Annotated in this window: 15 protein-coding genes, 1 tRNA gene and 1 pseudogene; 10 read left to right on the top strand and 7 right to left on the bottom strand. The window is 65.0% G+C overall.

Annotation, left to right across the window (positions count from 1 at the left end):
* The first annotated feature begins 22 nt into the window (after nucleotides 1–22).
* From BN2503_RS01900 to BN2503_RS01915, 4 genes are all read left to right on the top strand, one after another.
* Nucleotides 23–544: a TPM domain-containing protein gene (locus BN2503_RS01900; RefSeq protein ID WP_054254954.1), complete on the top strand. Its 522-nt coding sequence runs from the start codon at nucleotides 23–25 to the stop codon at nucleotides 542–544.
* Between the two features lie 69 nt (nucleotides 545–613).
* On the top strand, nucleotides 614–895 hold the full coding sequence (locus BN2503_RS01905; protein ID WP_054254955.1) for a hypothetical protein: 282 nt from the start codon (nucleotides 614–616) through the stop codon (nucleotides 893–895).
* Nucleotides 896–1,153: 258 nt separating this feature from the next.
* A complete protein-coding gene (locus BN2503_RS01910; RefSeq protein ID WP_054254956.1) occupies nucleotides 1,154–1,405 on the top strand; it encodes a hypothetical protein in 252 nt (83 codons plus the stop codon).
* A 118-nt stretch (nucleotides 1,406–1,523) separates the two neighbouring features.
* Entirely contained in the window at nucleotides 1,524–3,746 is a 2,223-nt protein-coding gene (locus BN2503_RS01915; RefSeq protein WP_054254957.1) for a DUF262 domain-containing protein, read from the top strand.
* 42 nt (nucleotides 3,747–3,788) lie between these two features.
* Here BN2503_RS01915 and BN2503_RS01920 read toward each other — a convergent pair whose 3' ends face one another.
* The 3 genes from BN2503_RS01920 to cysM are packed head-to-tail and all read right to left on the bottom strand — an operon-like array spanning nucleotide 3,789 to nucleotide 5,560.
* Nucleotides 3,789–4,016, bottom strand: a complete 228-nt coding sequence (locus BN2503_RS01920; protein WP_054254958.1) for a sulfurtransferase TusA family protein — start codon at nucleotides 4,014–4,016, stop codon at nucleotides 3,789–3,791.
* 5 nt (nucleotides 4,017–4,021) lie between these two features.
* Complete coding sequence (locus BN2503_RS01925) at nucleotides 4,022–4,585, bottom strand: NUDIX domain-containing protein (RefSeq protein WP_054254959.1); 564 nt, start codon at nucleotides 4,583–4,585, stop codon at nucleotides 4,022–4,024.
* 57 nt (nucleotides 4,586–4,642) lie between these two features.
* Nucleotides 4,643–5,560, bottom strand: a complete 918-nt coding sequence (cysM, locus tag BN2503_RS01930; protein WP_054254960.1) for a cysteine synthase CysM — start codon at nucleotides 5,558–5,560, stop codon at nucleotides 4,643–4,645.
* A gap of 42 nt (nucleotides 5,561–5,602) precedes the next feature.
* On the opposite strand from cysM, the gene BN2503_RS01935 reads away from it, so the two are divergent.
* Both BN2503_RS01935 and BN2503_RS01940 read left to right on the top strand, forming a co-directional pair.
* Nucleotides 5,603–5,687: transfer RNA gene (locus BN2503_RS01935), tRNA-Leu, on the top strand.
* Nucleotides 5,688–6,026: 339 nt separating this feature from the next.
* Nucleotides 6,027–6,614, top strand: coding sequence for a putative pterin-binding protein (locus BN2503_RS01940; RefSeq protein ID WP_054254961.1), 588 nt, complete (start codon nucleotides 6,027–6,029; stop codon nucleotides 6,612–6,614).
* Between the two features lie 200 nt (nucleotides 6,615–6,814).
* On the opposite strand, the gene BN2503_RS01945 is transcribed toward BN2503_RS01940, so the two are convergent.
* Together BN2503_RS01945 and BN2503_RS01950 are read right to left on the bottom strand one after the other, a co-directional pair.
* Nucleotides 6,815–7,042, bottom strand: a complete 228-nt coding sequence (locus BN2503_RS01945) for a hypothetical protein (RefSeq protein WP_054254962.1) — start codon at nucleotides 7,040–7,042, stop codon at nucleotides 6,815–6,817.
* 222 nt (nucleotides 7,043–7,264) lie between these two features.
* Nucleotides 7,265–8,728, bottom strand: a complete 1,464-nt coding sequence (locus tag BN2503_RS01950) for a cryptochrome/photolyase family protein (protein WP_054254963.1) — start codon at nucleotides 8,726–8,728, stop codon at nucleotides 7,265–7,267.
* A 129-nt stretch (nucleotides 8,729–8,857) separates the two neighbouring features.
* Here BN2503_RS01950 and BN2503_RS20795 point away from each other — a divergent pair, with 129 nt between their 5' ends.
* The 3 genes and pseudogenes from BN2503_RS20795 (at nucleotide 8,858) to BN2503_RS20805 (ending at nucleotide 10,139) form a co-directional block, all read left to right on the top strand.
* Nucleotides 8,858–9,493 (top strand): PAS domain-containing protein, encoded by a 636-nt coding sequence (locus BN2503_RS20795; protein ID WP_233494982.1) that lies wholly within the window; start codon nucleotides 8,858–8,860, stop codon nucleotides 9,491–9,493.
* Nucleotides 9,480–9,590 (top strand): annotated as a pseudogene (locus tag BN2503_RS20800) (hypothetical protein); the annotation flags it as partial. The gene BN2503_RS20795 and the pseudogene BN2503_RS20800, both read left to right, overlap by 14 nt.
* Before the next feature lie 15 nt (nucleotides 9,591–9,605).
* Nucleotides 9,606–10,139: a GGDEF domain-containing protein gene (locus tag BN2503_RS20805; protein ID WP_233494983.1), complete on the top strand. Its 534-nt coding sequence runs from the start codon at nucleotides 9,606–9,608 to the stop codon at nucleotides 10,137–10,139.
* A 23-nt stretch (nucleotides 10,140–10,162) separates the two neighbouring features.
* Here the strand turns inward: BN2503_RS20805 and BN2503_RS01960 are convergent, their stop codons facing one another.
* Both BN2503_RS01960 and BN2503_RS01965 read right to left on the bottom strand, forming a co-directional pair.
* Entirely contained in the window at nucleotides 10,163–10,849 is a 687-nt protein-coding gene (locus BN2503_RS01960; RefSeq protein WP_353611888.1) for an EAL domain-containing protein, read from the bottom strand.
* A gap of 271 nt (nucleotides 10,850–11,120) precedes the next feature.
* Entirely contained in the window at nucleotides 11,121–12,074 is a 954-nt protein-coding gene (locus tag BN2503_RS01965) for a LysR substrate-binding domain-containing protein (RefSeq protein ID WP_054254964.1), read from the bottom strand.
* Between the two features lie 128 nt (nucleotides 12,075–12,202).
* Between BN2503_RS01965 and BN2503_RS01970 the strand changes: the two genes are divergently transcribed.
* Nucleotides 12,203–13,399: an acyl-CoA dehydrogenase gene (locus BN2503_RS01970; RefSeq protein WP_054254997.1), complete on the top strand. Its 1,197-nt coding sequence runs from the start codon at nucleotides 12,203–12,205 to the stop codon at nucleotides 13,397–13,399.
* The last annotated feature ends 99 nt before the right edge of the window (nucleotides 13,400–13,498 follow it).

A 13,498-nucleotide genomic window follows, 5' to 3' on the forward strand; every position in this document is an offset into this window, starting at 1 on the left:
TCAACGTAGGAGAACAACCCCCATGGCACACCCTGGACCGCTGCAGCGCCTGACCCGGCTGCTGCGCCACCGCTGGGCCGATGGCCGCCTGCGCCGGGTGCTGACGCCCGAGGTACTGCAGCGCCTGGGCCAGCGCGTGGCCGCCAGCGAGCGCCGCCACACCGGGCAAATCCGCATCTGCGCAGAAGGCGGTCTGCCGCTGTCTTACCTGTGGCGCGGCGCCAGCGCGCGCGAACGCGCCATCACCCAGTTTGGCAAGCTGCGCGTGTGGGACACGGAGCACAACAACGGCGTGCTCATCTACCTGCTGCTGGCCGAGCACGCCATTGAAATCGTGGCCGACCGGGGCCTGGCGCAGCGCGTGCCCGAGGCCACTTGGCACACCCTGGTGCAGCGCCTGGGCCAGGCCCTGCGCGCCGGGCAGTACGAAGACGGCTTGACCGAGGTGCTGGCCGACGTCTCAGCGCTGCTGGTGGCGCACTTTCCTGCCAGCGACAACGCCCCCAGCAGCAACGAACTGCCTGACGCGCCTGTGTTGCTGTAGCCCCACCCATGCGGCACAATTTTTCGCGCCTCGGAAGCATCATGCACCCTCACCAATGCAGGAGATCGTATGACCCGCACCATGCCCACCGACTGGCTCCAATGCCAAGTCACCCCCGCCGAAGCTGAAACGGCACATTTGGTCACTGACGAGGCGCTGGGGCCTAAGCCCGTACCGTTTGGCTTCATGCACAGCGCATGGCTGCAGCTCCTTGTCCAGTTGCAACTCGGCGACGAACTGTGGGAGTTTCGCAGCCCACCTACAAGCTGGCAGCATCTGTGCGGGCGCGAAGGCTTGGTGTTGCTGCGTCGCGGTAAAGTCGTAGCACACGTCCTGACCGGCATGAATTAATTTCTTCGAACCAAATCGGCCTCTAAGCTTTATACGGCAAGTGCGAACAGCTATGAAATTTCACACTCCCTGTACCCCCGCGCTCTGAGCCCTGGACACCGCACTGCTGATTGTGGAACGGCAGCACCACATTCCACGCGGGCGCACGCCGCCGGACCAAAGTGATGTCACTGGGGCTGGCACAGCGAGGCCCACGCCTGTACCTGGTGTGGCTCTTCGAGGGTTTTGACAACGAACGCAGCCTGGCCCTGCACCGCATTGGAAAATGCCGAGGTCTCGCCGGAGGCCTTTGAACGCCCGCGTGGCTTCGACCTGCAGAAATATGACGCTGATGAACGGTTTGGGTTTGGCGAGGGGCGCCGCATCAGGCTGCAGTTTTGCGGCAAACACGATGCCGGCTTTCACCTGCGGGGAACGCCTTTGTCCAAAGACCCGCAGATTGGGAAAGTGGACGACCGTTGCACGGAAGTCACCGCCACGATGGTGGACAGCGCGATGCTGGACTGGTAGCTGCGCGGGTTTGGGGACGCCGTGCGCAGCGTGCACAAAACACTGCGCAGCGTAGAAGAATGATTGGACGCCAGCCCTTTCACAGCAAGCGCTACCAGCTATCAAATCAGGAGTTTCTATGTCGCGGCATGAGCCACGCTCAGACGGTGCGCAAGGCATTCTGTCCCGCAGCATCTCGGGATTTTTCACCCACGGCAACACCATCCGAGTGCTTGCATTGGCCGATTGGCTGGATATGGCCGCCGGAGAGCATCCCGCCGTCGGCGTCGATTTGCCGATGATTCAGCGCGGCTTTGTGTGGAAGCCCAAGCAGATCATCGACCTGTGGGACTCCTTGCTGTCAGGCATGCCCATCGGCGCACTCATGGCCAGCGAACTACAGCACAACGATGCCCGTGTGGCATTGGCCCAGGGATCCCAAGCGGCAACGGCTGCGCAGCGCCTGGGGCTGGTCGATGGCCAGCAACGCACTCTGGCCATGCTGACGGGCTGGAGCGCCTTCGCCGCAGGTGCCGGGCAACGCCGCCTGTGGGTGGACCTGGCCGATGAGCCCGCAGCAGGCCACCGCGTGCGGCTGCGCGTCAGCACCCGCCACCAGCCGTTTGGCTATGACCGCCATGAGCCCAATCGCAAGTTGTCGCTGGACCAGCGCCGCCGTGCCAGGGAGGCCTATGCCGCCGTGGCCGCGCAGGATTTGTTGGCGCAGGCCCGTCCCCATCCGGCAGGCGCCAAGTACAGCGCTCCGGTGGACTTGGGCCAATGGGTGCAAGCGTGGCGCCAGCTCCAGGATGCCAACGCCTGGAAGCACGCCCTGCTGCAGGAGTTGCAAAGCGTCCAAACCCTGGCCATCGAGGATGGCATCGCCGTCCTGCGTGCCCCATGGGGCGATATTCCGCCTGCTGAACGCACCCAAATCCTCCAGCGGCTGGACCAACTGGCCCTCGGGCTGCAGCGGATTTTTGCCACCCAGATTCCCCTGGTGCGGGTCGATCCGGCACTCTTTCAGGCCGACAGCGAGGACGGCACCGAACCACCGCTGGCACGCCTGTTCCAGCGCATCGGCAGCAATGCCACCCCGCTATCGGATGCGGACTACATCTATTCCATCCTCAAGCACATGATGCCCACAGTCCACGGCATGGTGGAGCGCCTGCACGCCCATTCCAGGGTCGCCGGGCTCTTGACCGCGACCGACCTGGTGATGTCGGCCTTGCGCCTGGCTGCGGTGCAGTGGAAAGACGTTTTGGACCATGACAACCCCAGCAAGGATGACTTTCAGCGCATGGTCATACGCCCCAAGGATGGCGACCCCCAGCAGCGCCAGGCCGACATGCTGGCCCTGCTCGGCAGCGCAGGCCCCCAGGTCCTGCAAGGCTACTTTGACACCGTGCAGAAGAACCTGCTCTACCGGGGCGAAGGCGACGCTGGCCTGCCCGCCCTGATGCTGCCCTACCTGGGGCGGCCACTGGTACAAGTCCTGCTGCGGCTGGCCCAATCGGGTTTTCTGCAAGACCCGGTCAACGAAGCCACACGCGCACAGGCCCTGCGCATGGTGCTGTGGTGGATGCGCTGGGTCTGGGATAAACCCAAGGCCAGCCGCACGGCCTTTGATGTGATCCAGAACAGCACCGACCACTCGGACCTCGACCGGCAGATAGCCCATGCGGTGGTCGAAGCGGGCGCGGGCTTGGCCATGCAGCCGCCCGCGGCCATCGCGGGGCTCGGACTGCACCTGAGCGACACGGCCACGCTGCTGGGCCACCAGCGCTTTGCCACCCCGGAAGACGACAGCGAGAAAAACCGTCGCACCCGTGAGTTCTACCGTCACTGGTGGCAACCCTGGAGCCACCAGCACCCCATGCTGCTATGGCTGCAGCGCAGCTATCTGAACGGCTTGGACGCCGAACCCCTGGCAGGGATGGACGAAGACACGCCCTACGACTTCGACCACATCCTTCCCTCTGCCCATTGGTCGCCGGATTGGCGCATTGTCGGCAAGAGCGGGACGGTGGAGGATTTTCGTGAAGCCCGGAGTGTGCTGGGCAACAGCATCGGCAACATCCGCGTGTGGGATGCCTCACACAACCGCAGCGACGGTGATGCTTCACCCAAGGAGAAGCGGCAAAGATCCGATGATCCCGATGAATGGATGGTGTGGAGTGCCATGGACCCATCGCACGCTCCACACTGGATCGCCTGCTCCCCCGCCGAAGGCAGCAAAAACACGGACTGGGACAGGCCGCGTGCGCTCGCCTTCCAGCGTGCCGTCGAACTGCGTGCCTATGCCTTGTACCAGCGGCTGTACCGGGAAGCTGGTTTCGCGCAATGGGAGTGCACATAGTCCCGCACGGTGCGCACCAGCCAACCCGGCAGGGCTACCTGATCAACGCCGCCGCAGCACGTGGATGTATTCCTCACCCACCGTCTGCTGCTCCACCAGCTCGTTGCCCGTCTGCTTGGCAAACGCCTGGAAGTCGCGCAGCGAGCCACTGTCGGTGGCCAGCACCTTGAGCAGTTGGCCGCTGGCCATGTCGGCCAGCGCTTTCTTGGCTTTGAGGATAGGCAGCGGACAGTTGAGGCCGCGCGTGTCGATTTCCTTGTGGATGTTCATGTCTTTCAGTCCTTCGGCAGGCCCAGCCCGCGCCGGCGCTCTTCATTTTCCTCGGCCGTGAAGAACACCGGCTCATGCCCGCGTGTGCGCAGCCAGTCAGCCAGCGCGTAGCCCGTGCCGGCGGGCCAGCACTTGAGTTCATGCAGGTCGTACAGACGCCAGTCCACCAGCTCGGGCGAGAGCTTGACCTCGCCGCGCGCCACAACGTGGTAGGCAATGATGACCTGGTTCATGCGCAGGAACTCGTAGGCGCCGACGATGCGGCACGACAGCACGTCGAGGTTGGTTTCTTCCTTCACCTCGCGCGCGATGCCTTCCTGGGGCGATTCGCCCGCCTCCATGAAGCCGGTGATCAATGCGAACATCTTCGGCGGCCAGGCGGCATTGCGTGCCAACAGCACCTTGCCGTCCAGCTCGACGATGGCGGCCAGCACCGGCGTGGGGTTGTTCCAATGCGTCCAGCCGCAGGCGGGGCAGCGCAGGCGCTCCTTGTCGCCGCCGTCCTCGGCCATGACGATGGGAACGAGCGCCGTGGCGCAATGGGGGCAGAAGCGGGTTTCGTAGTGCATTGCTCTTTTTCTTATAGCTGATAGCGCTTGCCCATCAAGCGCCATAGGGCTTTTTCCTCAAGCAGGAAAGACGCCGGTGGACAGGTAGCGGTCGCCGCGATCACACACCACGAAAACGATGGTGGCGTTGTGCTCGCGCGCCGCAATCTGCTGTGCCACCCAGCAAGCGCCGGCGGCGGAAATACCGCCAAAGATGCCTTCCTCGCGCGCCAGGCGACGGCACATGTCCTCGGCGTCGTCCTGGCCCACATAAACCAATTCATCCACCAAGCGCGGCTCGTAGATCTTGGGCAGGTACTCCTCGGGCCACTTGCGGATGCCCGGAATGCGCGAGCCCTCGCGCGGCTGCGCACCCACGATCTGGATCGCCGGGTTCTTTTCCTTGAGAAAGCGTGCCACGCCGGTGATGGTGCCCGTCGTGCCCATGGCGCTGACGAAGTGGGTGATGCGCCCCTCGGTCTGCTCCCACAGCTCGGGGCCGGTGGTTTCGTAGTGAATGCGCGGGTTGTCCGGGTTGGCGAACTGGTCGAGCACGCGGCCCTTGCCCTGCTTGACCATGGTGTCGGCGAGGTCGCGGGCGTACTCCATGCCGCCGCTCTTGGGCGTCAGGATCAGTTCGGCGCCAAAGGCCTTCATGGTCTGGGCGCGCTCGATGGAGAGATCCTCCGGCATCACCAGCACCATGCGGTAGCCCTTGATGGCCGCCGCCATGGCCAGCGCGATACCGGTGTTGCCCGAGGTGGCCTCGATCAGCGTATCTCCGGGGCGGATTTCTCCGCGCTCCTCAGCGCGCCGGATCATCGACAGCGCTGGCCGATCCTTCACCGAGCCCGCGGGGTTGTTGCCCTCGAGCTTACCCAGCACCACGTTGCACCGCGCCTGGTTGTCCTGCGCGCCGATGCGTTGCAACGCAACCAGCGGCGTGCGGCCGATCGCGTCTTCGATGGTGGGGTAGTGCTTGGTGAGTGACGTCATACGCCACTACTGTGCCATAATTTAGTGCTTCACGAATTCCCCGCCGGAGTGGTGAAATTGGTAGACGCAGGGGACTCAAAATCCCCCGCCGCAAGGCGTGCCGGTTCGATTCCGGCCTCCGGCACCACATTGAAGGCCGCACAGTTCCCAGAACGTGCGGCCTTTTTCTTTTCCCCTCTGTAGAGCGGGCTTCAATCGTTCGCCAAGGTGTGCTGAGGTGCGCTTGCAGCCGGGCACTTTTGACGGTACCTCCACTGGATACCGAAAAAAGTACCGTCATGCCCCTTACGGATACCGCCTGCCGCCTGGTTCAGACAAACCCTCCCGCCAGGGCGAATATTCTGGGTGCATGTGTGCACTTCGACAGCCAGCAAGTCTTGCCACACATGCCCGCTCCCCGGTACACCGCCAATCGCCCATCGTTGTGCCACCATCGGAATGCGCTCGCCAACCCCTTGGAGCTTGCATGAACAAACGTGATTTTCTGAATGTCTCTGCCCTGATCGGGGCCGCCAGCCTGTCGCCAACGCCTGCACTGGCCGCGGCCTCCGCCACCGGGCCCACGCTCTTGACCGTAGGTGGCTTGGTACCCCAAGGCAACCGGCCTGCACTGGATCCCGAACTGGACCAGATGATGGCCAAGCACGGCGTCAGGTTCGGCCAGGCGTTCACCTTCGACGCGGCGGCATTGCAGAAACTGCCCAAGACCCGTATTCGCCCCACCCTGGAATACGACGGCAAGGTGCATACCCTCAGCGGCCCGGCGCTGCTCGATGTGCTGTCGGCTGCCGGCGTCAAAGCGGATCCCGGCCTGCGGCTGGGTATGCGCGCGCTCGACGGCTACAACGTCGAAATCAGCGTCGCCGATGTCGCGGCCTATCGCATGATTTTGGCGACCCACATGGACGGCAAGCCCATGGGCCTGGGCGGCCTGGGGCCCCAATGGGCGGTCTACGATGCCGACCGGCTGGCCGCATTCAAGGACAAGCCCCTCAAAGAACGCTTTGGTTTGTGCCCTTGGGGGGTTTATTACATCGATGTGGCACAGGGCTGAGGTTCACGGAAAAGTCGTGGCCGCAGGCCTTGGTGAAGCCCGCGTTGCGAACCGTACTGGCACGATTCGCGGCCAACGCGTGGCGGGCCAGTGGTCATGCCGCACTGAAAACAAAGCCGCATGCCTTTACAGCATGCGGCTTTGTTCATGGCAATGTGCACTTGGCGACGCTGCTGTGCGGCGCGGTCAGCCCTGTGTGCTCAACCCTCCTGGCGCCGAATCCAGCGGCGCCCGCTGTCTGTCAGGATGAACTGCCCTTGCGCGGTCTTGGTGATGTAGCCGTGCTCCACCAGCCGCCCGGACAGGTGCTGCTTGAGCGCCTCGGGCATGCCCATGGACTGGCCCAACTCCAGGTGCTTGAGTGTCGCCAGTTCGTCCACGGTGGGCTCGAAAACGGGCGCGTGGTACAGGGGTTGTGCGGTGGCCATGGCGTGTCCTCCTTGCTGTGTGATGGGTTACGAAGACAGCGTATGCCTGTCGGATGCAAAGCGCAATCGGCCACGCCCCTGGTGCACGCCCGCATGGCCACTTCATACGCCTGCGACAACCGCACAAATCCATCATGAAAACAGCCGCTAGCGCTTACCCATCAAGCGCTAGCAGCTATTAATAGAGAAGTATCGGATGGCCGCTTTCAACCTGCGCGGCATTCACGCCCGGGCCCCGGCACTGAGGAAGTGAAAGCGCATGAGCGTACGCTCGCGCGCGCTGGCATGGTCCACCACCGGCAGCGGGTAGTCCTGCCCCAGGCGCAGGCCACAGGCTTGCAGCTCCAGCGGTTTCATGGCAGCGGGAAAGTGCAGGTGCTTGTCAGGCACGCGCGCCAGCTCAGGGAGATAGCGGCGGATGAACTTGCCCTCGGGGTCAAACTTTTGCGACTGTGTGATGGGGTTGAAGATGCGAAACCACGGCTGGGCGTCGCAGCCCGTGGAGGCGGCCCACTGCCAGCCGCCGTTGTTGGCGGCCAGGTCGTAGTCGTTGAGGTGCTGGGCAAAAAAGCGCTCGCCCCGGCGCCAGTCGATGCCCAGGTCTTTGGTCAAAAAGCTGGCCACCACCATGCGCAGGCGGTTGTGCATGTAGCCCGTCTGCAGCAGTTGGCGCATGGCCGCGTCCACCAGCGGGTAGCCGGTGCGTGCCTCGCACCAGGCTTGCCACAGTTCGGGCGCATCGTCCCACTGCACGCGGTCGTAGGCGGGGCGAAACGACTGCGTGACCACATGCGGGTGGTGGCGCAAGATCATGAAATAAAAGTCGCGCCACGCCAGCTCAGAGAGCCACGTTTGCGCGCCCGCGCAGCCCTGCGCGGCCTGCCCCGCAGCCAAGGCGGCAAGCTGGCGAATCGACACCGTGCCGAAGCGCAAATGCACCGAGAGGTAAGACACGCCCTTGCGCGCAGGAAAGTCGCGCGCCTCTTGGTAGGCAGCCATGCGCGGGGCAAAGTCGTGCAGCAACTGCTGCGCGCCCTGCATCCCAGGTGGCAACGCCAGGCTGCCCAGGTTGGTGGCGCTAAAGCCCAGGTCGGCCAAGGTGGGCAGCCGCTCCCCAGCAGGTGGTGCGGCCAGGTGGTGGGCGTAGCACTGCACTGGGTAGGGTGTGAGCTGGAACGCGTCGAGCTTTTGCAGCCAGGCGCGTTTGTAGGGGGTGAACACGCTGTAGGGCGAACCTTGCTGGGTCAGCACTTCGTTGTGCTCCAGCAGCACCTGGTCTTTGTAGTCGCTCAAAGCTATGCCTGCGGCCTGCAGCGCTTGGGCGGCGTGCTGGTCGCGGGCGATGGCCTCGGGTTCGTAGTCGCGGTTCGTCAGCACTTCCTGCACGCCCAGGCTGCGCGCCAGCTGCACGATGGTCGGCACGGCCGGGCCGTGGCGCACGATCAAGCCGCCACCGGGGGCGCCGCTGCGCGCGGCAAGCTGGCGCAGTTCCTCATCGAGCGCCGCGACGCTGGCGTGGATGAACTCAACGCGCCGGTCGCTGCGCCTGGGCAGGGCATCCAAGATGTCGGTATCGAACACGAACGCGCAGTACACGCGCTCGAAGCGGCGCAGTGCGTGGTACAGAGCGGCATGGTCGTCGCAGCGCAGATCGCGGCGCATCCACACCAGGGCAGTACGGGGCATGGGCAAACCTGTCAAAACAAGAAAGAAAGGGGGGCTGTACCTGGGAATTGTGGCAGCCACATGATCTGCCCAAGCTTGGTATGCTGGCAGCCCCACGCGATCGCCCCGTCTTGTGAAGCCCCCACCCTTGTGACTTCTTTGCCCGCCTCTTTCGCTCCCGCTTGCACCGACCTGGCGCAGTTGCTGCACACGGCCGTGGCGCAGGCTTTCAATGCCGTGGTCATCACCAATGCCGCGCTGGATGGTGAAGGGCCGTGCATCACCTACTGCAACCCGGCGTTTTGCCGCATGACGGGGTACACCGAGCAGGAGCTGCTGGGGCGCTCGCCGCGCCTGCTGCAAGGCCCGCACACCGACCCCCAGGTGCTGCAGCGCCTGCGCGAATGCCTGCGCAGCGGGACGTTTTTTCAGGGCTCCACGGTGAACTACCGCAAAGATGGCAGCAGCTACCTGGTGGAGTGGAACATTTCCCCCGTGCGCGATGCCCAGGGCCAGGTGCAGGCCTACGTCTCGGTGCAGCAAGACATCACCACGCGGGTGCGTGCCGAGCAGCGCCAGGCCTTGCTGGCACGGGTGCTGAACGCCACGCAAGATGCCGTGGTGATTGCCGATGAGCAGGCGCAGATTTTGTTCGTCAACCAGGCTTTTGAAGACCTGACGGGCTACAGCAGCGACGAAGTGCAGGGGCGCACGCCCAAATTTTTGCAATCGGGCGAGCACACCCGCTTTCTACGCCCAACTGCGCGAAGCGCTGGAACGTGGTGACAGCTGCCAGACCACCTTTGCCAACCGGCGCAAAGACGGCAGCATTTACCACGCGGCGCAAACCATCACGCCGCTCAAAGACGAGGCCGGGGCCACACAGCACTACGTCAGCGTGACCAAAGACGTGACCGAGCTGGTGGCACGCGCGCAAGAGCTGCGCCAGCAAGCCCACCACGACGCACTGACCGGCCTGCTCAACCGCCGCGCGGGCGAGCAGCAGCTCCAGCGCTGCCAGCGGGCGGCGCAACTGGAGTGCCAGGGCTACGCGCTGATCCTGGCCGACATTGACAATTTCAAGTCCATCAACGACCGCTTTGGCCACGAAGAGGGCGACCGCGTGCTGCAGCGCTGCGCTGCGCTGCTCAGCCGCAAGGTGCGCAGCGGCGATGCGCTGATCCGCTGGGGGGGCGAGGAATTTTTGATTGTGCTGCCCGGCTGCAAGCTGGCTGCGGCGCAGGAGCTGGCAGAACGCATCCGCCGCACCATGGCCTGCGAGCAAGATGCCGTGGTGGGCACCATCACCCTGTCGCTGGGCGTGGGCGCCTGGCAGCCGGGCGAATGCAGCTCCACGCTGCTGCGGCGCACCGACCAGGCGCTGTACCGCGCCAAAACCAGCGGCCGCAACCAAGTCGCCGTCGCACCGTAGCGTTGGCGCCAGCGCGTGCGGCTTCAGTCCTCAGGCCAGTGGATGGCGGGCAGTTGCTCAAACGCGGGCTTGGCAAACAGGTAGCCCTGAAAGTAGTGAATACCCAAAGCACGCAGCGTGCGGTATTCGGCCAGCGTTTCCACGCCTTCGGCAATCGCCTCGATCGACAGCGCCTTGCACACGCCCAAAATGCCCTGCACGATGGCGTGGCGCACCGGGTTGGTGTCGATCTGGCGCACCAGCTCCATGTCGAGCTTGATGATGTCAGGCTGAAACTCGGCCAACAGGTTCAGGCCCGAGTAGCCCGCGCCAAAGTCGTCAATGGCGGTTTTGAAGCCGCGACGCCGGTACTCTTGCAAGATGCGCTTGAGGTGGTCTTTGTCCACCACACGCTCGTTTTCGGTGATCTCAAAAATCAAGCGGTCGGTGGGGAATTGGTGCTGCTGCGCAGCTTCCAGCGTGGTGCGAATGCACGCGGCGGGCTCGTACACCGCATTGGGCAAAAAGTTGATGCTGACGTGGCAGCCCATGCCCAGCTGGGCTGCCAGGCGCACGGCTTTGACACGGCAAGCCTGGTCGAACTGGTAACGGTTGTCATCGTTCACCTGGCCCAGAATGTGGGCGGCACCACTGCCATCCAGCCCGCGCACCAGAGCCTCATAGGCAAATACCTCGCGGCTGCGCACATCGACGATCGGCTGAAACGCCATGCTGAACTCAAGCGTCAGCGGCGGCCGGTCCTGGCACGCTTTGCAAGGCGCAAGAGAAGAAATGCGATGTGTAACCATTCGCGCATCGTACCGCAGGGCCAACGCACCAAGCGCTCCGTACCGCAGTGCCTGCGCCACCCGCAGGGTGGGCGCGTCCCCACCGGAGGCCTCCGCACCGGCATGCAGCCGGCGCACGGCAGGCAGGCAGTCCGGCAGGCCGGCCGGAAATCGTTGGCGCGCCAAGAACGTACCCCTGTGAGAGGGAGCGTTATCAATCCTGGCGGAGCGGTGGGGCAGCACTCTTCCCACCGGCATCTGGCACTGCACCCTGCGTTGCCGCCATCTCCCCCAGCCACTTGGCGAACGCCGCGAGCATCGGCGGCTGCGGCTGCGCCGGGCTGACCAGGTAGTAGCCGCGCTCCCCCTGCAGCGGCCGGGGGCACGCCACCACCAGGTCGCCCCGGGCGAGCTCGGCCTCGATGAGCAACGGCGGAATCAACGCCACCCCCAGGCCATGCGCGGCGGCAGCAGCCGTCATGGAGAACAGCTCATAGCGCGGCCCGTCGAGCGCACGCGCCACGCCGTGCACCCCCATGGCGTCGAACCACTGCTGCCAACCATAGGGCCGTGTGCTCTGCTGCAGCAGCGGCAGGCGCGCTAGCGCCTCGGGTGCCACGCCCCCCGGGGGCAGCAGGCGCGGGCTGCACACGGGCACCACGTCCTCTTGCAGCAGCAGTTGCGCCTGCACGCCGGGCCAGTTGGCCACCTGCTCGGGCGTGCCCGCGTACAGCGCGGCGTCGAACGCGGAGTCGGCAAACAGGAAGGGGCGCGTGCGCGTCTCGATGTGCACCACGATCTCAGGGTGGCGCGCAGCCAGCAGCGGCAGGCGCGGGATCAGCCAGCGCGTGGCGAACGTGGGCACGGCGGCCAGCGACAGCGCACCGCCATGGCCCTGGTGCGCCATCACGTCGAGCGTGCCCTGCTCCAGCGTCTGTAGCCAGCGCGCCACCTGGCGCCCGTAGTGGCGCCCGGCAGGCGTGAGCACCACGCCGTGGCGCGTGCGGCGGAACAGCTGCACGCCGAGCTGCTCCTCCAGTGCCAGGATCTGGCGCGACACGGCGCTTTGCGTCAGCGCCAGCTCCTGCGCTGCGCGGGTGTAGCTCTCGTGCCGCGCGGCGGCATCGAAACAGGCCAGGGCCTGGGTGGAGGGCAAATGGCGGCGCATGCACGCACTCTACCCTAGAGATTCCAAAAACGCATTTCTGGATGCCAACTACGCGCTTGCCACCTCTAGGCGCGCTGCCCTACGATGCGCGCGTTTCGCATGAATTCTTTTTTGCACTGGAGACACTGATGGCCCACGCCCCCTTCCACTGGGAAGACCCGTTCCTGCTCGACCAGCAGCTCAGCGCCGACGAGCGCGCCATCCGCGACGCCGCCGCCGCCTACTGCCAAAACCAGCTCGCCCCGCGCGTGCAGGACATGTTCCGCCATGAGAAGACGGACCTCTCCATCTTTCGCGAGATGGGTGCGCTCGGCCTGCTCGGGCCGACCATTCCCGAGGCCTACGGCGGCGCGGGGCTGAACTACGTCAGCTACGGCCTGATTGCACGCGAGATCGAGCGCGTGGATTCGGGCTACCGCTCCATGGCCAGCGTGCAGTCGTCGCTGGTGATGGTGCCGATCCATGCCTTCGGCACCGAGGCGCAGAAGCAGAAGTACCTGCCCCCATTGGCTTCAGGCGCGTTCATCGGCTGCTTCGGCCTGACGGAGCCGGACCATGGCTCGGACCCCGGCTCCATGGCCACGCGCGCCTATAAAACCGATGGCGGCTACCGTCTCAAGGGCAGCAAGATGTGGATCACCAATTCGCCGGTGGCGGACGTGTTCGTGGTCTGGGCCAAGGAGGTGAGCGAGAGCGGCGCGGTGGGCCCGATCCGGGGCTTCGTGCTGGAGAAAGGCTGGAAGGGCCTGAGCGCCCCTGCCATCCACGGCAAGGTGGGGCTGCGCGCTTCCATTACGGGCGAGATCGTGATGGACGATGTGTTCGTGCCCGAAGAAAACGCCTTCCCCGAGGTGCGCGGCCTCAAGGGCCCGTTCACCTGCCTGGACAGCGCGCGCTACGGCATTGCCTGGGGGGCCATGGGCGCGGCCGAGTTCTGCTGGCACACCGCGCGCCAGTACACGCTGGACCGCCAGCAGTTCGGCCGCCCGCTGGCGGCCAACCAGCTCATCCAGAAGAAGCTGGCCGACATGCAGACCGAGATCACCCTGGGCCTGCAGGCCGCGCTGCGCTTTGGCCGCATGAAGGACGAAGGCATTGCCGCCGTCGAGGGCACATCGCTCATCAAGCGCAACAACTGCGGCAAGGCGCTGGACATCGCCCGCCTGGCGCGCGACATGCTCGGCGGCAATGGCATCAGCGACGAGTTCGGCGTGGCGCGCCATCTGGTCAACCTGGAGGTGGTCAACACCTACGAAGGCACGCACGACGTGCACGCACTCATCCTGGGGCGCGCGCAGACCGGCATCGCAGCTTTCGCCAACTGACGGGGCCGATACGGCGCTCCTGAAAAATGAGCTGCCAGCGCTTTCCTCAAGCCACTTTGCGCATAAAAAATATCGCAAAGTGGCGAATAAAAAGCGCTA

The sequence above is a fragment of the Paenacidovorax caeni genome (genome assembly GCF_001298675.1).
GTDB classification, from domain to species: domain Bacteria; phylum Pseudomonadota; class Gammaproteobacteria; order Burkholderiales; family Burkholderiaceae_C; genus Paenacidovorax; species Paenacidovorax caeni.

Bases quoted from the DNA above. Each gene is read 5' to 3' on its own strand.
- BN2503_RS01900 (WP_054254954.1), top strand. From the start codon at position 23: ATGGCACACCCTGGACCGCTGCAGCGCCTGACCCGGCTGCTGCGCCAC.
- BN2503_RS01905 (WP_054254955.1), top strand. From the start codon at position 614: ATGACCCGCACCATGCCCACCGACTGGCTCCAATGCCAAGTCACCCCC.
- BN2503_RS01915 (WP_054254957.1), top strand. From the start codon at position 1,524: ATGTCGCGGCATGAGCCACGCTCAGACGGTGCGCAAGGCATTCTGTCC.
- BN2503_RS01920 (WP_054254958.1), bottom strand. From the start codon at position 4,016: ATGAACATCCACAAGGAAATCGACACGCGCGGCCTCAACTGTCCGCTG.
- BN2503_RS01925 (WP_054254959.1), bottom strand. From the start codon at position 4,585: ATGCACTACGAAACCCGCTTCTGCCCCCATTGCGCCACGGCGCTCGTT.
- cysM (WP_054254960.1), bottom strand. From the start codon at position 5,560: ATGACGTCACTCACCAAGCACTACCCCACCATCGAAGACGCGATCGGC.
- BN2503_RS01940 (WP_054254961.1), top strand. From the start codon at position 6,027: ATGAACAAACGTGATTTTCTGAATGTCTCTGCCCTGATCGGGGCCGCC.
- BN2503_RS01945 (WP_054254962.1), bottom strand. From the start codon at position 7,042: ATGGCCACCGCACAACCCCTGTACCACGCGCCCGTTTTCGAGCCCACC.
- BN2503_RS01950 (WP_054254963.1), bottom strand. From the start codon at position 8,728: ATGCCCCGTACTGCCCTGGTGTGGATGCGCCGCGATCTGCGCTGCGAC.
- BN2503_RS01960 (WP_353611888.1), bottom strand. From the start codon at position 10,849: ATGGCGTTTCAGCCGATCGTCGATGTGCGCAGCCGCGAGGTATTTGCC.
- BN2503_RS01965 (WP_054254964.1), bottom strand. From the start codon at position 12,074: ATGCGCCGCCATTTGCCCTCCACCCAGGCCCTGGCCTGTTTCGATGCC.
- BN2503_RS01970 (WP_054254997.1), top strand. From the start codon at position 12,203: ATGGCCCACGCCCCCTTCCACTGGGAAGACCCGTTCCTGCTCGACCAG.